This window comes from Streptomyces sp. NPDC041205 (assembly GCF_055591765.1).
Genome location: NZ_JBVIZH010000009.1, coordinates 109,757 through 130,811 on the forward strand (window position 1 = coordinate 109,757; position 21,055 = coordinate 130,811).

Annotated in this window: 14 protein-coding genes; 11 read left to right on the forward strand and 3 right to left on the reverse strand. The window is 69.5% G+C overall.

The window, feature by feature from the left end:
• The gene (locus ACZ6BG_RS32030; RefSeq protein ID WP_469007750.1) at positions 1-1,812 is read right to left on the reverse strand and encodes an Hsp70 family protein; all 1,812 of its coding nucleotides are present in this window, start codon (positions 1,810-1,812) and stop codon (positions 1-3) included.
• Positions 1,802-3,139: a KAP family P-loop NTPase fold protein gene (locus ACZ6BG_RS32035; protein WP_469007751.1), complete on the reverse strand. Its 1,338-nt coding sequence runs from the start codon at positions 3,137-3,139 to the stop codon at positions 1,802-1,804. The genes ACZ6BG_RS32030 and ACZ6BG_RS32035 overlap by 11 nt, the downstream gene beginning before the upstream one ends.
• Positions 3,140-3,690: 551 nt before the next feature.
• On the opposite strand from ACZ6BG_RS32035, the gene ngcE reads away from it, so the two are divergent.
• From ngcE to ACZ6BG_RS32080, 9 genes are all read left to right on the forward strand, one after another.
• On the forward strand, positions 3,691-5,139 hold the full coding sequence (gene ngcE / locus ACZ6BG_RS32040) for an N-acetylglucosamine/diacetylchitobiose ABC transporter substrate-binding protein (RefSeq protein ID WP_469007752.1): 1,449 nt from the start codon (positions 3,691-3,693) through the stop codon (positions 5,137-5,139).
• Between the two features lie 118 nt (positions 5,140-5,257).
• Complete coding sequence (locus tag ACZ6BG_RS32045; protein WP_468456020.1) at positions 5,258-6,187, forward strand: carbohydrate ABC transporter permease; 930 nt, start codon at positions 5,258-5,260, stop codon at positions 6,185-6,187.
• Between the two features lie 13 nt (positions 6,188-6,200).
• Positions 6,201-7,127, forward strand: a complete 927-nt coding sequence (locus tag ACZ6BG_RS32050) for a carbohydrate ABC transporter permease (RefSeq protein WP_469007753.1) — start codon at positions 6,201-6,203, stop codon at positions 7,125-7,127.
• A gap of 177 nt (positions 7,128-7,304) precedes the next feature.
• A complete protein-coding gene (locus ACZ6BG_RS32055) occupies positions 7,305-8,504 on the forward strand; it encodes an ROK family transcriptional regulator (RefSeq protein WP_469007754.1) in 1,200 nt (399 codons plus the stop codon).
• Between the two features lie 122 nt (positions 8,505-8,626).
• Positions 8,627-9,724: a substrate-binding domain-containing protein gene (locus tag ACZ6BG_RS32060; RefSeq protein WP_469007755.1), complete on the forward strand. Its 1,098-nt coding sequence runs from the start codon at positions 8,627-8,629 to the stop codon at positions 9,722-9,724.
• Between the two features lie 211 nt (positions 9,725-9,935).
• Positions 9,936-10,736, forward strand: coding sequence for an ATP-binding cassette domain-containing protein (locus ACZ6BG_RS32065; RefSeq protein WP_190115423.1), 801 nt, complete (start codon positions 9,936-9,938; stop codon positions 10,734-10,736).
• Positions 10,733-12,049, forward strand: a complete 1,317-nt coding sequence (locus ACZ6BG_RS32070) for a sugar ABC transporter permease (RefSeq protein ID WP_469007757.1) — start codon at positions 10,733-10,735, stop codon at positions 12,047-12,049. Before ACZ6BG_RS32065 ends, ACZ6BG_RS32070 begins: the two co-directional genes overlap by 4 nt.
• A 267-nt stretch (positions 12,050-12,316) precedes the next feature.
• Entirely contained in the window at positions 12,317-14,245 is a 1,929-nt protein-coding gene (dxs, locus tag ACZ6BG_RS32075; RefSeq protein ID WP_469008174.1) for a 1-deoxy-D-xylulose-5-phosphate synthase, read from the forward strand.
• 184 nt (positions 14,246-14,429) lie between these two features.
• Positions 14,430-15,959 (forward strand): amino acid permease, encoded by a 1,530-nt coding sequence (locus ACZ6BG_RS32080; protein WP_469007760.1) that lies wholly within the window; start codon positions 14,430-14,432, stop codon positions 15,957-15,959.
• 284 nt (positions 15,960-16,243) lie between these two features.
• Here the strand turns inward: ACZ6BG_RS32080 and ACZ6BG_RS32085 are convergent, their stop codons facing one another.
• Positions 16,244-17,260 carry a hypothetical protein gene (locus ACZ6BG_RS32085; protein ID WP_469007763.1) on the reverse strand — a complete coding sequence of 339 codons (1,017 nt, stop codon included), beginning with the start codon at positions 17,258-17,260 and terminating at the stop codon, positions 16,244-16,246.
• 77 nt (positions 17,261-17,337) lie between these two features.
• Between ACZ6BG_RS32085 and ACZ6BG_RS32090 the strand changes: the two genes are divergently transcribed.
• Both ACZ6BG_RS32090 and ACZ6BG_RS32095 read left to right on the forward strand, forming a co-directional pair.
• Entirely contained in the window at positions 17,338-18,537 is a 1,200-nt protein-coding gene (locus ACZ6BG_RS32090) for a CapA family protein (protein ID WP_469007766.1), read from the forward strand.
• A 280-nt stretch (positions 18,538-18,817) separates the two neighbouring features.
• Entirely contained in the window at positions 18,818-21,052 is a 2,235-nt protein-coding gene (locus ACZ6BG_RS32095) for a HAMP domain-containing protein (RefSeq protein ID WP_469007769.1), read from the forward strand.
• The last annotated feature ends 3 nt before the right edge of the window (positions 21,053-21,055 follow it).

The window sequence follows — 21,055 nt, forward strand, 5'->3', positions numbered from 1 at the left end:
TCAGCGCAGGAAGCGCTCCACCTCCCGCGCGCGGTCGTCCATCTGCGCGCTGATCCGCTCGGCGACATCGGTGACCAGGCGCTCCACCTCGGTGGGGTCGAGCGTGGCGTTGCCCAGGGTGGTCTTGATGAGCTGCCGGGCGGCGAGTTCGGCGCCCTTCGGCAGTGCGACGATGACGGCCATCCCGGCGACCAGGGCGGCCATCTGTGCCGGTGTCGCCCCGGCGCGCAGCGCGCTCCGCAGCCGCATCAGACCGAGCTGCGGCGCCCTCGTGGCGACGTGCAGCGCCCCTTGGGAGTTGCGCAGCACCCGCCACAGGGCGCGGATGCGGCGGCTGATGGCCGTCCCGATGATCTCGGGGAGCGCGATGTCGAGCGTGAACTGGTCGTCGCGGATGCCGTACGAGCGGCAGATGTCGAGCACCAGCGGGATCAGCGCGGCCTCCAGCGTGACGCGCAGCTCGGCCAGGACGTCGTCCAGGCAGGTGAGTTCGCGGATCAGCGCGTCGAGGTCGCCCTCGCCGTCCGCGTTCAGGCGGTCCGCCCGGGCGAGGAGGCGGGTCAGGAGGGAGTTCTTGGCCTGGTCGAACGCGGCGAGCAGCCCGGCACGGATCGCCTCCTCGAACTCCGGGCGGTCCTTGAGTGCCTGGATGTCGCGGCGGAACCGGGTCACGTTGACGCTGTGCCGCCCGATGCTGGCGAGCCCCCGGGTCACCGAGAGGGAGGGCTCGGCGGCGTTCTCCACGGCGGCCTGTGGGAACGCGGCGGCGCACAGCTCGCGGACGACGGGCATGCGGGAGCCGCCGCCAGTGAGGACGACCAGCTCGGGGGCGACTCCGCCGAGCAGTCCGCGCACCTCCGTCAGCATGCCGGCGAAGCGGTCGGCCCAGCCGCCGGGGGCCCGGACGACGCGCTCGGGTATGTCGACCGACCGCAGCCGCTCCACGCTCAGGGTGACCAGGGAGACGAACTCGGGGGCGCAGCCGGACGACAGCTGCTGGACCCGGAAGTCCTTGCCGGTGAACTGGGCCTCCTTGGCGCGGCGGCAGACCAGCATCAGCATGTGGGAACCGCCGTCCCGGCCCAGCGCCTCGGTGAACTTCGCCGCGTCCTTGGAGTCCGCGCCCTCGAAGTCGGCGCGCACGATCCGGGCGACGGCGGCGTCGATCTCGCGGCAGCCCAGTTCGGCGCCCACGGGCAGGTTCCGCGGGCGCAGGTCCTCCACGACGGTGAAGTCGGTCGTGGAGGAGCCCACGTCGACGACGAGGACCCGGTCGAGCCCGCCGGGGCCCTCGCGCTCGGCCCGGCGGTCGCGGACGTGCACCAGGGCCGACTGGGACTCGGCCACCAGGCGCACCGGCACGTCCATGGCCCGGAGCTGGCGCAGGTAGGCCTTGACGGAGGGGCGGTCCCAGCCCGCGGGGTGGCCGACGTACACCACGCAGTCCGCGTGCACCTCGGGGTGCTTGGCGAAGAACTCCGCGAGGAACACCTGGGCGAACTGCACCGCTTGCAGGTCGGTGTGCCGGTGCCGGTTCTTGAAGTTCACGCTGAAGTGCACGCAGTTCCTGGCGAGCACGGCGTCCTCGCCGATGACGACCTGGTGGCCGAGGTCGGCGTCGGTGTCGGAGGCGTCGGCGGGAGCCAGGGGCACGCGCCCCAGGGCGGTGACGACGGCGGTGCCCTCGGTGCCGCGGACGTGCACCTTCGCCGGGTCCCGCGTGGTCGTGTCCAGCCAGCACAGGGAGCTCTCGCCGTCGCCGAGGTCCAGGCCGACCGCGTACCGGACGTCGTGTTCCCCGTCACGCGCCATGGAAAGGACCCTCTCCGGTTCCCCCGGCGGCGGAGGCCGTCGACGGGTCCGCCGCGCTGTTCGACAGGCCGCCGGTCACCGTCAGGACCTGGGTCAGGAGCCTGATCTCGGTGGGGGTCGGCGGGTCGGGGAACTCGTAGCCCTCGCGCCGGAACGACACCCTCGCGAGGAGCCGCCGCACCCCCGGGTTCATGTTGGAGAGCACCGCGTCCTGGCCGCTCAGGTCCGTCTTGAAGAACTCGTTGTCGTCGAAGCGCCGCCAGACGCCGGGGTCGGACTTGAGTGCCGCGAAGAAGCCGGGGTGCTTCATGTGCAGGGCGAGGAGGGTGCCCGCGTGCAGGAGCAGTCTGCGCGAGGGCGGGTCCGACGGGTTGAGGCGCAGGGTCATCGCCGTCAGGTTCAGGCCGTTGACGAAGCGGCGGACGCGGCGCGGGTTGGCCTCGAAGGCGACCTCGACCAGCTCCCACAGCTCCCGCGAGCCCGCGAGCTGCGTGTCGGCGATCTTGTCCTGGAGGTGCCGGACGATGGCCTCGAAGGAGACCCCCGGCAGGTGGTACGGGAAGTGGATGAGCTTTTCCAGATACTGCCGGCCCCGGGCCTCGTCCGGGTCCTCGCTGTGGAACCGCCGGGCGGCGGCCTCCGCGACGACCTGGTAGTCCATGGCGAGCACGAACACGCAGGACCCCTCACCGAGGAACAGCTTGAGGGAGTCCAGGACGGTGATCGCCGCGTCCGGGCTGCACCGGTCCAGGTCGTCGATGAACAGCACCAGACGCCCGCCGTCGGTGTAGGTGTGGACCACGTCCTTGAAGTCCTGCTCGAAGCGGTTGACGTGCAGATAGGTCTCCGTGCCCGGTTCGGTGAGCGCGGTCTGCGCGGCGTTCACGTCGTCGGCGGTGAGGGCGCCCGCGGTGAGCGGTCCCGCGGCGCGGCGGGCGAGGAGCCAGGCGGCGGCCTGGCTGAGCCGCCGGATGGTCTCCAGGGCGCCCGCCATCCGCTCGCGCAGGGCCAGGTCGCCCTTCAGCCGCCGCTCCTCCAGGTCCTGGGCGATCTCGGTGAGCACGCTCTGGATCAGGGCGTGCCAGATCTCGTCCTTCTGGTCGTACTTCCATGGGTTGAACCACACGGTCGGGATGTCGCGCTGGTCCAGCAGGTCCTGGCAGACCTTCATGAAGCTCGACTTGCCCATGCCCCAGGGGCCGAAGACCCCGACGGTCAGCGGCAGGTCCTCGGTGGCGGTGATCGCCGCGCAGAGCACGGCGGCGTGGGTCCGGAATCCGAAGTGGTCCCCGTCCGCGTTCGGGATCGGGTTGTCGGTCAGCAGCATGAGCCCCCCCATGCGCCGCGATGAATCAGCCACCGTGACTGATGGCCAGCGGCAGACCACTCATGGTGCCCGAATCGGCCCTTGTGTGAGCGAAGTTCGCCGAAGTGCCCACAAATGACGGGGCGCCGTTCCGGGGTCGAGGAGGGCGGGGAAATAGCCGGTGGGATTCCTCATTGGTACGGACTTTTATGGCGCGCGTGAGGCCGCCGCGCCGGACGCTCCACCGGCCCCCTGTGCCGTACCCGAATGCTTCCGACGGGCGGCGGGACAGGTGTATCCGAACCGGAGATGCGGCCGGTCTCCGCGAGGTCTCAACTCGGAAAAGCCTGCAGTCCAAACCTGCATTCGATCTTGCTTGGCCGACTGTAAGTGGACTATACCTGTCGGCGTCCGAGTTCCCTGGGCCGTCCCGGACCGACCTGTCGCGGCGGCCGTTTCCACCGGCGTCGGACACATCCCGCACCATCGCACAACCCCAGCTTCACAACTCCGCGGTGCCGGGGAGGATCCGGTTCACCGCCTGAGTCCTGGAAGAAGGCGAGGACTTGAGCATGGGATCCACCCCTGGGACCTCCGGCAGGCCCGGCAGCGACGGCGTCGGCCGACGCGATCTGATCAAGCGTGCGGCCGCGCTCGGCATCATCTCCGTCCCGACGATGGGCTTCCTGTCGGCCTGCGCGTCCGGCGGCGGCGGTGACAACGACAAGGCCAAGACCGTCAAGAAGACCAAGAGCAACCCCTTCGGCGTCGCCAAGGACAACGACCTCGACGTCTTCATCTTCAAGGGCGGCTACGGCGACGCCTACGCCAAGGCGTGGGAGGCCTCGTACGAGAAGAAGTACGGCGGCTCGGTCGCGCACAGCGGCGAGCAGGACGTCACCGGCAAGCTCCAGCCCCGCTTCAACAAGGGCAACCCGCCGGACGTCGTCGACGACTCCGGCTCCAAGAAGATGAAGCTGGACACCCTGCACAAGGAAGGTCACCTGACCGACCTCACGCAGCTGCTCGACGCGCCGTCCATCGACGACCCGAGCAAGAAGATCCGCGACATCATGCTGCCCGGCACCATCGAGCAGGGCACCTTCGGCGGCAAGTTCCACGCGCTGTTCTACGTGTACGCCACCTGGGGCCTCTGGTACTCCAACAAGCTGTTCAAGAAGCACGGTTGGAAGGTGCCCAAGACCTGGGACCAGATGCTCGACATCATGAAGGACGCCAAGTCCAAGGGCATCGGCGGCCTCGCCCACCAGGGCAAGTACCCGTACTACATGAACATCGTGATCATGGACCTGATCGCCAAGACCGGCGGCATGGACGCCGTGAAGGCGATCGACAACCTCGACAAGAAGGCCTTCGTCGGCAACCCGGCCGCCGAGCGCGCCATCGAGGCGGTGTACGAGATCGTGGAGAAGGGCCTGCTGATGCCGGGCACCAACTCCCTGGAGCACACCGAGGCCCAGACCAAGTGGAACGAGTACAAGGCCGTCTTCATCCCCTCGGGCTCCTGGCTGGAGAACGAGCAGGCCAAGCAGACGCCCGACGACTTCGAGATGACGTTCCTGCCGCTGCCCCTGCTGCCCGACTCCAAGATGAAGCTGCACGCCCTGCGCACCGGCGCGGACGAGCCCTTCATCGTGCCGTCCAAGGCGAAGAACGTCCCCGGCGGCCTTGAGTTCCTGCGCCGGATGCTCTCCAAGGAGGGCGCCACCGCCTTCGCCAAGGAGGCCAGTTCGCTGTCCGTGATCGGCCCCGAGTACGTCGACAAGAGCGTGCAGCTGCGCCCGGGCATCAAGACCGCGCTCGCCGCCGTCGACGCCTGTCCGGTCGACGAGCGCTTCAACTTCCGCTACTCGGAGTGGTACGGCGAGCTGGACGTCGCCATCCAGAACGCCACCGGCGAGCTGATGGCCAAGCGCATCACGCCCAAGAAGTGGCTCGAGCGCTGCCAGGCGGCGGTCGACAAGGAAGCAGAGAAGAACCCGGACACGAAGCGGAAGTAGTCGTCGTCAGCCGCCGGCCGGGGCCGGGCGGCACGGCCGGGCCCGGCGCCGCCCAAGGCCCGGCCGGGGGTGCGGCGTCGCCTCGGCACGGTCACGGCAAGGCCAGGAGCAGGGTGTTATGCATCGGAAAAAGTACCCGTTCATCGCGGGGTTCCTCATTCTTCCCGTCGGGCTCTATGTATTGCTGGTGATCTGGCCCTATCTCCAGACCATCAGTTACTCCTTCACCGACTGGAGCGGCGCCTCCCAGAACTTCAATTTCGTCGGCCTCGACAACTACAAGGACCTCGCGAACGACGACGTCTTCATCAAGGCGCTGCAGCACAATGCCCTGCTCCTTGTCCTGGTGCCGACCCTGACGATTCTGCTCTCGCTGTTCTTCGCCTTCATGGTGAATGTCGGCGGGCGCGGCGGAGCCGGCGGTGTGTCCGGTGTCAAGGGTTCCGCCTTCTACCGCGTCATCTTCTTCTTCCCGCAGGTCCTGTCCATCGCGATCCTCGCCATCCTGTTCAAGGCGGTCTACCGCGGCGACGACTCGGGCCTCATCAACGGCACGCTGCAGGCGGTCGGCCTCGGCGACAAGAACAACCCCACGGAGTGGCTCAACGACCCCGACCTGGTGCTCTGGTGCATCGTCTTCGTGATGGTCTGGGCCGGGGCGGGCTTCTACATGGTGCTGTTCTCGGCCGCCATGCAGTCCATCCCCAAGGACATCTACGAGGCGGCGCTCCTCGACGGCGCCGGACGGTTCCAGACCTTCTTCCGGGTCACCCTGCCGCTGCTCTGGGAGACCATCCAGACGGCCTGGGTGTTCCTCGCCATTCTGTCCATGGACGCGTTCCTGCTCATCTCCACCCTCACGTCACAGGACTTCGGCGGTGGCCCCGACCACAGCAGTGAGGTCATCTCGACGTACCTCATGCGCAACTTCCAGACGTACAGCAAGAGCGGATACGCCTGCGCCATGGGTGTGGTGATGCTGCTGCTCACCCTGATCGTGTCCATCGTCACGCTGCGGCTCAGCCGTCGTGACCGCATCGAGTTCTAAGGAGGCGCGAGCGATGACGGCTCCTGCGACTCAGTCACCGGTCACCAAGGTCAAGGTGCCGGGCCAGCGCGGCGGCGGCCGCGGCCCCGGCAAGGACGGCATGGAGGGCAGGACCCTCAACGCCTTCTCGCACGGCTTCCTGGTGCTGTGGGCGGTCATGATCGTCCTGCCGCTGTTCTGGATCCTGCTCGGCAACTTCAAGACCGACTCCCAGATCAAGTCCAGCGCCTGGACCTGGCCCACCGAGTGGACCTTCGACGCCTTCCAGCGCGGCTGGGAGAAGGGCGTCGGCGACTATCTCCTGAACACCGTGATCGTGATGGTCATCTCCGTCCCGCTCACCATGCTGCTCGGCGCGATGGCGGCCTACGTGCTCGCCCGCTACGACTTCGTCGGCAACCGGTTCGTGTACTACTTCTTCGTCGCCGGGTCGATGTTCCCGGTGTTCCTGGCGCTCGTACCGCTGTACTTCATGGTCGACCGGCTCGGCATGCTCAACACGTACCAAGGGCTGATCCTGGTGTACGTCGCCTACTCGCTGCCGTTCACCGTGTTCTATCTGCACTCGTTCTTCCGCACCCTGCCCACGGCCGTGCACGAGGCCGCCGTGATCGACGGCGCCTCGCACACCCGGGTGTTCTTCCAGATCATGGTGCCGATGGCGAAGCCCGGACTGATCAGCGTCGGGATCTTCAACGTCCTCGGACAGTGGAACCAGTACATCCTGCCGCTGACCCTGATGCAGAAGCAGAGCGGCTCCGACCCGGATCGCTCGATGCTCGCCCAGGGCCTGGTCAGCCTGATGAACCAGGGGAACTACGAGACCGACCTGCCCGCCCTGTACGCGGGCATGACGATCTCCATGATCCCGGTCCTGGTGGTCTATCTGTCCTTCCAGCGGCAGGTGCAGTCCGGCCTCACGGCGGCCACGATCAAGTAGTCGAACGCGATCAAGCACAGGGAACGCCCCGCACGCGGGGCGTTTCGTGTGTGTGGTGTGACCTACTGGATTTCCGTCAAGGACTTGACTGCGGTAACCCCTTCAGCAGAGCTTGGAGTTCACAACTTGTACGGGCGGCGCCGGCGCCGCCCGCCATAGGCGGGAGTGGATGAGTCGATGGAGACTCCGGGGTCGCAGTCGTCACTGCACCGAGCAAATCTCGAGCGGGTCGTACGCGCGGTACGGCTCGCCGGATCGCTCACGCAGGCGGAGATCGCCAGGACGACGGGCCTGTCCGCCGCGACGGTGTCGAACATCGTCCGGGAGCTGAAGGACGGCGGCACCGTCGAGGTCACCCCCACCTCGGCGGGCGGCCGCCGGGCCCGCAGCGTCTCCCTCAGCGGTGACGCGGGCATGGTCATCGGCATCGACTTCGGCCACACCCACCTGCGCGTCGCCCTCGGCAACCTCGCCCACAAGGTGCTCGCCGAGGAGGCCGAGCCGCTGGACGTGGACGCCTCCGCCGCGCAGGGCTTCGACCGGGCCGAGCGGCTCGTCGGCAAGCTGATCGAGGCGACCGGCGTGGACCGCGCCAAGGTCGCGGGCGTCGGCCTCGGCGTGCCCGGGCCCATCGACGTGGAGTCCGGCACGCTCGGCTCCACCGCGATCCTGCCGGGCTGGGCGGGCACCAAGCCCGCCGAGGAGCTGAACGAGCGGCTCGGGGTGCCCGTGCACGTCGACAACGACGCCAACCTGGGCGCGCTCGGCGAACTGGTCTGGGGCAGCGGCCGCGGGGTCAAGGACCTCGCGTACATCAAGGTCGCGAGCGGCGTCGGCGCCGGTCTGGTGATCAGCGGCCGGATCTACCGGGGGCCGGGCGGCACAGCGGGAGAAATCGGGCACATCACCCTGGACGAGTCCGGCCCCGTCTGCCGCTGCGGCAACCGCGGCTGCCTGGAGACCTTCGCCGCCGCCCGGTACGTCCTGCCGTTGCTCCAGTCCAGCCACGGCACCGATCTGACCATGGAGCGCGTGGTCGCCCTCGCCCGCGACGGGGACCCGGGCTGCCGCCGGGTGATCTCCGACGTCGGCCGGCACATCGGCAGCGGTGTCGCGAACCTGTGCAACCTCCTCAACCCCAGCAGGGTCGTCCTCGGCGGTGCCCTCGCCGAGGCCGGGGAGCTGGTGCTCGCGCCGATCAGGGAGTCCGTGGGGCGCTACGCCATCCCCAGCGCGGCCCGTCAACTCTCCGTTCTTCCAGGGGCACTTGGCTCGCGCGCCGAGGTCCTGGGGGCGCTCGCCCTCGCGCTCAGCGAGATGGGGGATTCAACCCTTTTGGACGAGAGCCTCCCCACGGCCACACCCGCCTTCACTTAGATAACGCATGGCACCGTTGTCATCTCGTTAAGGATTTACTCCTTGACGCGTGTCGGGCGGCCGAGTTGACTTCGAGCCACCTCGGCCGCAGCGACGCGGCCACGTCAGGGAGGCACCCCCAAATGAACGCATTGACGCGCCGCGTCGGCATAGGCACCGTCACCGTTTCCATGGCGCTGGCCTTGGCCGCGTGCGGCGAGGCCGGTGACGGCGACGACAAGGGCAGCGGCGGCGACGGCAAGACCATCGGCCTGCTCCTTCCGGAGAACAAGACCACCCGCTACGAGACCTTCGACCGCCCCATCATGGAGGCGAAGATCAAGTCGCTGTGCAGCGACTGCGAGGTCAAGTACAACAACGCCGCGCAGGACATCGAGACCCAGAAGAAGCAGTTCGACGCGCTGATCACGCAGGGCGTCAAGGTGATCATCCTGGACTCGGTGGACTACAAGTCCACCAAGGGCTGGATCGAGCGCGCCAAGAAGGAAGGCGTGCAGGTCGTCGCGTACGACCGGCTCGCCGAGGGTCCGCTGGCCGCCTACGTCAGCTACGACAACGAGAAGATCGGCCGCCTCCAGGGCGGCGCGCTCGTCAAGGCGCTGGGCTCCGACGCCAAGGACGCCAATGTCGTCATGATCAACGGCTCCCCGACCGACCCGAACGCCCCCTTCTTCAAGAAGGGCGCCCACTCGGTGCTCGACAAGAACGTCAAGAAGGTCGCCTACGAGCAGGACATCCCGGACTGGTCCCCGGACGAGGCGAACAAGAAGATGGCCGCCGCCATCGACAAGCTCGGCAAGGACGGCATCGACGGCGTCTACTCCGCCAACGACGGCATGGCGGGCGGCATCATCACCGCCCTCAAGCAGCGCGGCATCGACGTCCCCGTCGGCGGCCAGGACGCGGAGCTCGCCGGCGTCCAGCGCCTGCTGAGCGGCGACCAGGCCTTCACGATCTACAAGCAGATCAAGCCGGAGGCCGAGACCACCGCCGAGATCGCGGTGCGGCTGCTCAAGGACAAGAAGATCGACGACCTGACCGACCGCAAGGTCAACTCGCTCAGCGGCGACTACAAGGGCATCCCCGCCAAGCTGTACGACGCCCAGGCGATCACCAAGGACGAGGTGGCGGGCACCATCGTCAAGGACAAGGTGTACAAGGCCAGCGACATCTGCACCAAGCAGTTCAAGAAGGCCTGCGACGAGGCCGGGATCAAGTAACTCCCGGTCAGGTTCCAGGTGTTGACGCGGCCCGCGAGCCGCGAGACACCTTCCCCAGCGGTCCGGTGCCCGCCCGCTTCATTCCGCCCCGCAGTCGGAGGGCGGGCACCGGGCACCTTGTCCTGCGTGCCGCACGCACCCGTGTTCCCCCGCACGGGGTCCGTGCCGCCCGCGCGCACCACCATCCCCGCCCCTGAAGGCGGCGAAGGAGATGATTCACGTGTCCGCTACGCCCGTGCTGGCGTTGCGCGGGGTCTCCAAGCGGTTCGGCGCCGTCCAGGCGCTCACGGACGTAGACCTCGAGATCCACGCCGGTGAGGTGGTCGCCCTCGTCGGCGACAACGGCGCCGGCAAGTCCACGCTCGTCAAGACCATTTCCGGGGTCCACCCCATCGACGAGGGCGCCATCGAGTGGGAGGGCAGGGAGGTCCGCATCGGCCGGCCCCACGACGCCCAGCACCTCGGCGTGGCCACCGTCTACCAGGACCTCGCTCTCTGCGACAACCTCGACGTCGTCGCCAACCTCTTCCTCGGCAGCGAGCTGAAGAGCGCCAGCGTCCTGGACGAGATCAAGATGGAGAAGCGCGCCCGGGTCCTCCTGGACACGCTGTCCATCCGCATCCCCAGCGTCCGCATCCCCGTCGCCGCCCTCTCCGGCGGCCAGCGGCAGGTCGTCGCCATCGCCCGCGCGCTGGTCGGCGACCCCAAGGTCGTCATCCTCGACGAGCCCACCGCCGCCCTCGGCGTCGAGCAGACCGCCCAGGTCCTGGACCTGGTGGAGCGGCTGCGCGAGCGTGGCCACGGCGTGATCCTCATCAGCCACAACATGGCCGACGTGCAGGCCGTCGCCGACCGGGTCGCGGTGCTCCGCCTCGGCCGCAACAACGGCGTCTTCCGGGTCGCCGACACCTCGCCCGAGGAAGTCATCGCCGCCATCACCGGCGCCACGGACAACGCCGTCACCCGCCGCAGGGCGCGCACGGCCACGGCAACGAAGGAGGGCGCGAAGTGAGCGACCTCGCCAAGACCCCCGACACCGAGAAGGCCAAGGCGGCCACCGGCGGCATCGTGGACGCCGAGCCGTCCGCGACCCCCGCTGCGGCCGTCGACCCGCGCCTGCTCGTGCGCGAGCAGGGCTTCGCCGGCTACTGGACGGAGTTCGTCCGCAAGGTCCGCGGCGGTGAGCTGGGCTCGCTGCCCGTCGTCGTCGGCCTCATCGTCATCGCCCTGGTCTTCCAGCTCCAGAACGACAAGTTCCTGTCCGCGAGCAGCCTCGCCAACATCGCGGTGTTCACCTCCGGCGTCGGCATCATGTCGGTCGGCATCGTCTTCGTGCTGCTGCTCGGCGAGATCGACCTGTCCGTCGGCTCCGTCGCCGGTGTGGGTGCCGCCGTCTGGGCGGTCCTGAGCGTCACCCACGGGTGGGGCGACTGGCTGTCGGTGGTCGTGGCCATCGGCTCCGGCCTGGTGATCGGCGCGCTGCACGGCTTCTTCTTCGCCAAGATCGGCGTACCGGCCTTCGTGGTCACCCTGGCGGGCTTCCTCGGCTGGAGCGGTCTGCAGATCTGGCTGATGGGCAAGGAGGGCAGCATCAACACGCCCACCGGTTCCGTCGTCGAGGACCTGACCACGCACTTCTTCGCCGACAAGGCCGCCGCGTACGGCCTCGCGCTGATCGCCGTGCTCGCCTACGGGGCCTCCCAGTACCTGGACGCCCGCCGCCGCAAGAACGCGGAGCTGCCCTCGCGGCCGCTCAGCGAGATCCTGCTGCGCACCGGCCTGCTCGCGGTCCTCGCCTTCGTCGCCGCGTACTTCCTGAACGAGCCGGAGGGCGCCCGCGGGCTGCCGCTGGCCCTGGTGCTCTTCCTCGCCGTGCTCGTCATCGCTGACTTCGTGGCCCGCCGCACCACCTTCGGCCGCCAGGTCTTCGCGGTCGGCGGCAACGCGGAGGCGGCGCGCCGCGCGGGCATCAACGTCGACCGGGTGCGGATCACCGTGTTCGCCATCTCCGGCATGCTCGCCGCCTTCGGCGGGCTCTTCATCGCGAGCCTCTCCGGCGGCGCGACCAAGAGCCTCGGCGCCGGCAACACCCTGATGATGGTGATCGCGGCGGCCGTCATCGGCGGCACCAGCCTCTTCGGCGGCCGCGGCAAGATCTGGTCCGCCATGCTCGGCATGCTGGTGATCCAGTCGATCCAGCAGGGCCTGAACCTGGAGGGCATGCCCAACGAGATCCAGTACATGATCACCGGCGCGGTGCTGCTCGCCGCCGTCGTGATCGACTCGGTCTCGCGCAAGACCCAGAAGTCCGCGGGTCGCGCCTGACCGCGCAGGTCCACGCTTGATCACGCGTGTCCGTGCCCGGTACCGGTCATTCCGGTACCGGGCACGGGCATGTCACCGAATAGGGACATGTGTTCCCGTCTGAAGGGGCGGATTTCCGGGCCGCCCCCGGTCGTACCAGTCGATTTACAGCCGATCGCGTGACGCGGGACCCCCGGCCCGGACTACGCCGTCAGCGGCGGAACATTAGACTCGACAGGCCCGGCAATGCTCGAACAGCGCTACACGCTCTACTGCAAGGAGGCACGGGTGCCGCTGCTGACCCGCATCACGGGACCGCGCGATCTGGACCTGCTCGGCCCGGAACAGCTCAACCAGCTGGCGAACGAGATCCGCGGCTTCCTCGTCGACGCTGTCTCCAAGACCGGCGGTCACCTCGGCCCCAACCTCGGTGTCGTCGAGCTGACCATCGCCCTGCACCGCGTCTTCGAGTCGCCGAAGGACAAGGTCCTGTGGGACACCGGCCACCAGGCCTACGTCCACAAGCTGCTCACCGGCCGCCAGGACTTCGCCAAGCTGCGCGCCAAGGGCGGCCTGTCCGGCTACCCCTCGCGCGCCGAGTCCGACCACGACGTGATCGAGAACAGCCACGCCTCCACCGTCCTCGGCTGGGCCGACGGCCTCGCCAAGGCCAACGAGGTGCGCGGCAAGGACGACCACGTCGTCGCCGTCATCGGTGACGGCGCCCTCACCGGCGGCATGGCCTGGGAAGCGCTGAACAACATCGCGGCCGCCAAGGACCGCCCGCTCGTCATCGTCGTCAACGACAACGAGCGTTCCTACGCCCCCACCATCGGCGGCCTCGCCAACCACCTGGCCACCCTGCGCACCACCGACGGCTACGAACGCTTCCTGGCCCGCGGCAAGGACCTCCTGGAGCGCACGCCGGTCGTCGGCAAGCCGCTGTACGAGACCCTGCACGGCGCCAAGAAGGGCCTGAAGGACTTCATCGCCCCGCAGGGCATGTTCGAGGACCTCGGCCTGAAGTACGTCGGCCCCATCGACGGCCACGACATCGAGGCCCTGGAGTCCGCCCTGCAGCGCGCCAAGCGCTTCGGCGGCCCGGTCATCGTGCACTGCATCACCGAGAAGGGCCGCGGCTACAAACCCGCCGAGGAGGACGAGGCCGACCACTTCCACGGCATCGGCCCGATCCACCCCGACACCGGCCTTCCGATCGCCGCGGGCGGCATGGACTGGACGTCCGTCTTCGGCGAGGAGATGGTCAAGCTCGGCCACGAGCGGGACGACATCGTCGCCATCACCGCGGCCATGCTCCAGCCCGTCGGCCTGCAGAAGTTCGCCAAGGCCTTCCCCGACCGGGTCTACGACGTCGGCATCGCCGAGCAGCACGCCGCCGTCAGCGCCGCGGGCCTCGCCTCCGGCGGCGTCCACCCCGTCTTCGCCGTGTACGCGACCTTCCTCAACCGCGCCTTCGACCAGCTCCTGATGGACGTGGCCCTGCACAAGTGCGGTGTCACCTTCGTCCTGGACCGCGCCGGCGTGACCGGCACGGACGGTGCCTCGCACAACGGCATGTGGGACATGTCGATCCTCCAGTGCGTGCCGACCCTGCGCATCGCCGCGCCCCGCGACGCCGACCAGGTCCGCCTCCAGCTCCGCGAGGCCGTCGAGGTCGACGACGCGCCGACCGTCGTGCGCTACTCCAAGGGCGCCGTCGGCCCCGCCGTGCAGGCGGTCGGCAAGGTCGGCGGCATGGACGTGCTGCGCAAGGCGGGCACCGACCGGCCCGACGTGCTGCTCGTCTCCGTGGGCGCGCTGGCGCCGATGTGCCTGGAGATCGCCGACCTGCTCGACAAGCAGGGCATCTCCACCACCGTCGTCGACCCCCGCTGGGTCAAGCCGGTCGACGAGGCGATGGCGCCGCTCGCCGAGCAGCACCGCGTCGTCGTCACCGTCGAGGACAACTCCCGCGCGGGCGGCGTCGGCTCGGCCATCGCCCAGGCCCTGCGGGACGCGGGCGTGGACGTGCCGCTGCGCGACTTCGGCATCCCGCCGCGCTTCCTCGACCACGCGTCGCGCAAGGAGGTCATGGCGGAGATCGGCCTGACGGCCCCGGACATCGCCCGCCAGGTGACGGGTCTGGTCGCCAAGCTGGACGGCCGGTTCGAGCGCAACGCCACGTCCGTGGACACCGTGGAGCCCGCGCGTGACTGACGTTCGCGGCGTGGGCGACTGACGTACGAGGTCGAAGTAAACGACCGATGTGTCCGGATGGGCCGGTTTCGCCACCGTGAAGAGTGGTGAAACCGGCCCATTTGCGTGAATCCACCCGCGTCGGGGCATGAGCAGAACGTGCCCTCTCGATCATGTCGAGGACGACAAGCGTGGGAGGTACGCCGTGAGCAGCACCCTCTTCCGGACGAAGAAGGTCGAGCAGTCCATCCTCGACACCGAGGAACCAGAACACGCGCTCAAGAAATCCTTGTCCGCGCTGGACCTGACCGTCTTCGGCGTCGGTGTCATCATCGGCACCGGCATCTTTGTCCTCACCGGTACGGTCGCCAAGAACAACGCCGGTCCCTCGGTCGCCCTGGCCTTCGTGGTCGCCGGGGTCGTCTGCGCCCTCGCGGCGCTCTGCTACGCCGAGTTCGCCTCCACGCTCCCGGTGGCGGGGTCCGCGTACACGTTCTCGTACGCCTCCCTCGGCGAGCTGCCCGCCTGGATCATCGGCTGGGACCTCGTCCTGGAGTTCGCGCTCGGCACGGCGGTGGTCGCCGTCGGCTGGTCCGGCTACGTCGCCTCGCTGCTCGACAACGCGGGCTGGCAGCTGCCGGAGGCGCTCAGCGGCCGGGACGGCGCCGACGGCTTCGGCTTCGACATCCTGGCCGCCGCGCTGGTCCTGGTGCTCACCTTCATCCTGGTCCTCGGCATGAAGCTCTCCGCGCGGATCACCTCCCTCGTCGTCGCGATCAAGGTGATCGTCGTCCTCGTCGTGATCGTCGCGGGAGCCTTCTTCATCAAGGGTGAGAACTACGACCCGTTCATCCCGAAGGCCCAGGAGGTGGAGGCGGGCAGCGGACTGCACTCCCCGCTGATCCAGCTGATGTTCGGCTGGGCTCCGGGCAACTTCGGCGTGATGGGCATCTTCACCGCCGCCTCCGTCGTCTTCTTCGCCTTCATCGGCTTCGACATCGTGGCCACCGCCGCCGAGGAGACCAAGAACCCGCAGCGGGACATGCCGCGCGGCATCCTCGGCTCGCTGCTCATCTGCACCACGCTCTACGTGGCCGTGTCGATCGTCGTCACCGGCATGCAGCACTACAGCGAACTCTCCGTGGACGCCCCGCTCGCCGACGCCTTCAAGGCCACCGGACACCCCTGGTACGCGGGCTTCATCAGCTTCGGCGCGGCCGTCGGCCTGACCACGGTCTGCATGATCCTGCTGCTCGGCCAGACCCGGGTGTTCTTCGCGATGAGCCGCGACGGACTCCTGCCGCGCTTCTTCTCCCGCGTCCACCCGCGCTTCAAGACCCCGTACCGGCCGACCATCCTGCTCGGCGTGATCATCGCGGTGCTCGCCGGGTTCACCCCGCTGAGCGAGCTCGCCGAGCTGGTGAACATCGGCACCCTGTTCGCCTTCGTGATCGTCGCGATCAGCGTGATCATCCTCCGCAGGACGCGCCCCGATCTGCACCGCTCCTTCCGCACGCCGTGGGTGCCGTTCCTGCCGATCCTGTCCGTCGGCGCCTCGCTGTGGCTGATGCTCAACCTGCCCGCCGAGACCTGGGTCCGGTTCGCCGGGTGGATGGCGCTCGGCGTCGTCGTCTACTTCCTCTACAGCCGCTCGCACAGCCGCCTGGGACGGCAGCAGGAGACGGCGGTGGGCGAGGTGCTGCGGCCGCCGGGCCGCGACGGCAAGGAGTCGTAGCCGTCGGTCGTCCGGCCCCGTGCGGTCCCTTCGGAGGGGAGCGCACGGGGCCGGACGCTGTCCCGGCCGTGCCGGTCGGGTCCCTCGCGCCGCTGCCCTTTCGGGCACACTCGCCCTGCAAATCCCGCCCTCGGAGCGGGCGGCCGGGGCAGTCTTCGCCTTCCCCGTGGGTTTGCTCGCTCTTCGCGGCCTGGGGGAGCGGTGAGGGGAGAGTCGCGGTCCTGGCGGCCCGGGCGGGCCCGGGTGCCCCTGAGGGCTCCTGGGTGCCCTCAGGGGCACCAGGGCTACATCCGCCGCCAGTCCCGCGTCACCGACGCCATCGCCGAGACCGCCGCCCGCAGGTGCCGCTCGCGATCGCGGATCCGGGCGCCGAACTCGACGTGCAGGAACTCCGTGTCCTGTGCGGCGGCGCCCCGGCCCTGGACGTTCTTGCGGCCTTCGAGGGGGCAGGAGCGGGCCCAGGCGCGGCACACGTCGTAGCCGCGGCGGCGCAGCGCGTCCGCCAGGTCCCGGCCCTCGGCGACGGCCTCGCGGCCCTTGCCCGTGGAGGCGACCACGTCGTACTTGGGGGCGGAGTCGTCCGCCATCCCGTGCACCTGGATGCCGGGCACGCCGCGCTTCGCCAACTCGTCGCAGATGGCGTGGAATACACTCTTCCGCCGGTGTGCCACGTCTGCCTCGTCGTCGCGCCCGGCTTTGCGATGTGCCCCCGCAATGACCATGACTCCGCCGGGGGAGCGGCTCAGAAGCGCGGCGCCGAGCCGTTCGGTGTGGCGGTCGGCGACGGGGTGGGGGACCTGCACGGACCAGCGGATCGGGGAGTCGACGTCCACGTAGACCCGGCCCCAGCCGCGCGGCGCGGAGGCGTCCTCGGACAGGTCGGACACCTCGGCGTAGCGCCGCCCGGACTCGGTGTCGGTGACCGTGCGTACCCGGAAGTCGACGTCGGCCAGGCGGCGTTCGGCCCGGGAGCGGTGCCGGTCCAGGAGCAGGGCCACGCCCTCGGCGACGGTGCGCCGGTCCCTGGCGGAGGGGCGGCGGTAGCCGCTGTCCTCGGAGAAGCCCGAGGTGTACGCGGTGACCCGGCGCTCCAGGTCGGCCCGGACGCGGCCGCCGGGCGGCGACGACGTGGCCGAGGGGGACGGCGTCGCGGACGGCTCCCGGCCCTCCGGGGAGCGGTCGGCCGACGGGCGGCGGTCCGGGGAGCGGTCGGCCCACGCGGAGCGCGGCTTCTCGCTGTCCGACGCCGAGGAGCACTGTGTGAGGCACAACACGCTCGCCAGGACGATGGCAAGCGCCACAAGACCCCTGCGCCGCTTTGCGTTTGTTATCGACCGAATTGGAGGGTGAGTCATGGTTGTATAAAGATAGCCTCGTGATGACACGTCCTTCTCGCAGGCTCATAGCGACCTGCGCCGCCTCGCTCGTCCTGCTCGCGGGCACCGCCTGCGGTCCTTTCGGCGACGACGGCGACGCCGCCGACGGCGAGCCCACCTTCACCGTCGCCGCCGCGGGCGACATCCTCATCCACCCCGAACTCACCGAGCAGGCCCGCAAGGACGGCAAGGTGACGGGCAAGGGTGAGAAGGGCATCGACTTCGACCCGATGATGGCCGGCATCAAGCCGGTGATCAGCAAGGCCGACCTCGGCATCTGCCACTTCGAGCCGGTCGTGGGCGCCCCCGGCGGCCCGTTCCAGGGCTTCCCGGACTTCGTGGTCCCGCCGCAGATCACCACCGCCGTCAAGAACGTCGGCTACGACCAGTGCTCCAGCGTCTCCAACCACAGCCTCGACCACGGCCCCGAAGGCGTCACCCGCACCCTCGACGCCCTCGACAAGGCGGGCCTGCGCCACACCGGCACCGCCCGCACCAAGGCCGAGGCCGACAAGCCCCTCATCACCAAGGTGAAGGGCGTCAAGGTCGCCCAGATCGCCTTCGCCCTCGGTTTCAACGGCCGTGAGGTGCCCAAGGACAAGCCCTGGCTCGCCAACCTCACCGACTTCGACCGGATCGCCGCCGCCGAGAAGAAGGCCCGCGCCGCGGGCGCCGACGTCGTGATCCTGAGCATCCACTGGGGCAAGGAGCACCAGCCCAACGCCGCCGCCCAGCAGGTCGAACTCGGCCGCAGGATCGCCAAGGAGACCGGGATCAACCTCGTGATCGGCCACCACGCGCACGTCGTGCAGCCGATGGAGAAGGTCGACGGCACCTGGATCGCGTACGGACTCGGCAACCAGATCGCCCGGCACGACGCGCCCAGCGGACTGACCGAGGAAGGCGTCATCGGCTGGTTCGAGTTCCGCAAGAACGGCGACGACTGGGACGTCGACGCCAAGTACGTGCCGACCTTCACGGAGATCCCGCCGGAGCCCGACGAGGACGGCGGAGCGCTGCCCAAGGGCGCGGTCAAGGACCACCGCCTGCTCGACGTGGCCACCGCGCTGCGCGAGGACAAGGGCCTCACCACCCAGCAACGCGCCCGCTACCGCCTCGCGTTCGAGCGCACCCAGGGCACGCTGCTCAACCGCGGCGCGAGCAAGGACGGCCTCAAGCCTCTGGAGAAGTTGCCGGACTGAGAAGTTCCGCGGAACTCCAGGTGAACCGCCCGGCATCCTTGTGGAGGATGCCGGAAGTGGATCTTTGATGTAGCTCACATCTCGCTACGCTCGTACATCCATCCGGGCCCGTCATGGGTCATGACATTCCAGATCGCACCCGTGCGCCCGCGCGCGCCGCGGCGCGACACCCACACCCCGTGTCACATCAGTGTCACTCGTTGTGTCACTCCAGGAGAGGAGCACCCCCTTGGCCGCTTCGCCCACGAAGCGGCGGCACAAGGTCCGCCGAAGGACCGACATGTCATTGATCGGAGGCATCCGCCCCCCGATCGCCGTGCTGTCGGTCCTGCTCCTTGCCCTGGCGGGCGTCACCGCCCTCACTCTTGGCCGTGTCGGCCAGGAAGCCGTCCCCAAGGCAGTCAAGTCGTCCCAGCAGCACTTCGCCGAGGACGGCGCCATCGCCCTGCGCGCCTCGATCGACGAGAGCGTCACCGACCTCACCCGGACCGCGGATCTGTTCAACGCGGCCGACCCGGTGCCCGCCGACGCCGTGCTCGACAAGATCAGCAGCGTGTACCAGAAGTGGATGGGCACCGCGGTCATGGAGGTCCGCTCGGGCAAGCTCCTCGCCGCCCGCGGCGAGAACGTGCCGCTGGCCGCGATCGACCGCGCGAAGCTCTCCGACGACGACGGCCTCGCGCCCCGCATGGTGCGCCTGGAGAGCGGCGAGACCCGTCTGCTCGCCTTCGCCGTCCTCGCCTGGAAGGGACAGCCGCAGCAGCTCCTGGTCGCATCGAGCAGCCTGCGCTTCCCCGGCATCAGCCTCGGCAACTTCCGCTCCATCGCCGTCGTCGGCGACGACGGCAAGGTGCTGAGCACCGACGGCATCCCCGCGCCCGAGCAGGTCAGCACCGACGAGGAACGGGCGGAGGTCAAGGCCTCCGAGAAGCAGCTCAAGGCGTTCGCGGAGACCGCCGCGAAGAAGTCCCGCAGCCACCCGATCCTGGCCAAGGAGCCCGGCTCCGGCGGCTATCTCGGTGTCAGCGGCCACCTGGTCGGCGACCGCCACCTCGGTGAGCGGTCCATCGCCGGTTACGCCTCGCTCGCCGCACCGGAGGCGGGCGAGTCCACCGTGGCCACCCGCCTCGGCCTCAGCGTCGTCTCCATGATCCCGGTCGCCGAGGACGCCAAGCGCACCAAGGGCTCCGCCCTCGGCCTGTTCGCCGCGGGCGCGCTCCTCGTCATCGGCGGCCTCACCGTCTTCCTGCTCCTGCGCACCGTGCAGCGCCCGCTCATCCGGCTGTTCCTGGAGAGCCGCAGACTCACCCGCGGCGACCTCGGCCGACCCGTGTCCGTGCCCAAGCACGGCGAGGCCGCCCGCATCGGCGGCGCCCTGGAACGGCTGCGCCGCCAGCTGAACGGCGAACCGGCGGCCAAGGCCACCCCGGCCAAGCGCAAGGGGCTCGGCAGCCGGACCCTGCTCGCCGTCGCCGGTGTGCTGCTGCTCGTCTGGTCGGCGCCGCTGCTGTTGCTCCTCAACCGCGCCGGGGACACCGTCCAGGTGCCGCAGCAGATGGTCAACGACCAGCGCGAGCGCACCGACACCCTCTCCGACCGGGTCCGCCGTGCCCTCAACGAGGGCCACGCCGACCTCACCTCGCTCGCGTCCCTCATCGGTGCCCGCACCGACCCCTCGGACATGGACAAGGTCCTGGAGAGCACCCGCAACCAGCACTCCCGCTACCGCTCGCTGTACGTCCTCGACAAGGACGGCAAGGTGCTTTCCAAGGCGGGCGACGACCCGCGCAGCCCCTCCGGCGAGAAGCCGTCCGACGACGCGGTCCGGGTGATCGACGACGACGGCAAGGAGCCGGTCATCATCGGCACCGCCGAGGTGCCGGGCCGCCAAGGCGCCGCCGTGGTGGGCGAGTTCCGCATCGAGTTCCTGAACTCGCTGCTCAAGCGCCCCGGCCTCGGCGAGGTCCGCGTCGTCGACGCCAAGCGCCGGGTGCTCGGCGGCAACAACGGCTACCGCGAGTTCCAGGGGCTGCCCAGCGGCCGCCTCAACGGGCTCGTCGAGGGCACCGGCCAGAAGGTCGGCGGCAAGCCGCGCCCCAGCGGCGTGCTGTACCGCGACGGCGGCGACATCCAGATCGCGGCCGCCGCCCCGTTCGCCGGCGGCGGCGCGGCCGAGCAACTGGGCTGGTCCGTGGTCAGCTGGCAGCCCGCGTCGAACCTCGAGATCCCCGAGTACACCCTGCAGAACCGCACGGTCCTCGCGGGCATGCTCGGCCTCACGGCGGCGGCGGCCTGCCTCGGCTGGCTGCACATCATCGTGGTGCGGCCGCTGCGCAAGCTCGCCGACCAGGCCGAGGCCCTGGCCGACGGCGACCGCAAGACCGTCCTGTACCCGGTCCATCACGACGAGGTCGGCGCCGTCACGCGCAGCCTCGAACTGATCAGGCAGCAGCTGCCGTCGGGCACGCAGCGCAAGCGGGACGGCGCGAGTGCCGGCCTCGCCGGAAGGAACTGAACC

Bases quoted from the DNA above. Each gene is read 5' to 3' on its own strand.
- ACZ6BG_RS32030 (WP_469007750.1), bottom strand. From the start codon at position 1,812: ATGGCGCGTGACGGGGAACACGACGTCCGGTACGCGGTCGGCCTGGAC.
- ACZ6BG_RS32065 (WP_190115423.1), top strand. From the start codon at position 9,936: ATGATTCACGTGTCCGCTACGCCCGTGCTGGCGTTGCGCGGGGTCTCC.
- ACZ6BG_RS32055 (WP_469007754.1), top strand. From the start codon at position 7,305: ATGGAGACTCCGGGGTCGCAGTCGTCACTGCACCGAGCAAATCTCGAG.
- ACZ6BG_RS32050 (WP_469007753.1), top strand. From the start codon at position 6,201: ATGACGGCTCCTGCGACTCAGTCACCGGTCACCAAGGTCAAGGTGCCG.
- ngcE (WP_469007752.1), top strand. From the start codon at position 3,691: ATGGGATCCACCCCTGGGACCTCCGGCAGGCCCGGCAGCGACGGCGTC.
- ACZ6BG_RS32035 (WP_469007751.1), bottom strand. From the start codon at position 3,139: ATGCTGCTGACCGACAACCCGATCCCGAACGCGGACGGGGACCACTTC.
- ACZ6BG_RS32090 (WP_469007766.1), top strand. From the start codon at position 17,338: ATGACACGTCCTTCTCGCAGGCTCATAGCGACCTGCGCCGCCTCGCTC.
- ACZ6BG_RS32060 (WP_469007755.1), top strand. From the start codon at position 8,627: ATGAACGCATTGACGCGCCGCGTCGGCATAGGCACCGTCACCGTTTCC.
- ACZ6BG_RS32045 (WP_468456020.1), top strand. From the start codon at position 5,258: ATGCATCGGAAAAAGTACCCGTTCATCGCGGGGTTCCTCATTCTTCCC.
- ACZ6BG_RS32095 (WP_469007769.1), top strand. From the start codon at position 18,818: ATGTCATTGATCGGAGGCATCCGCCCCCCGATCGCCGTGCTGTCGGTC.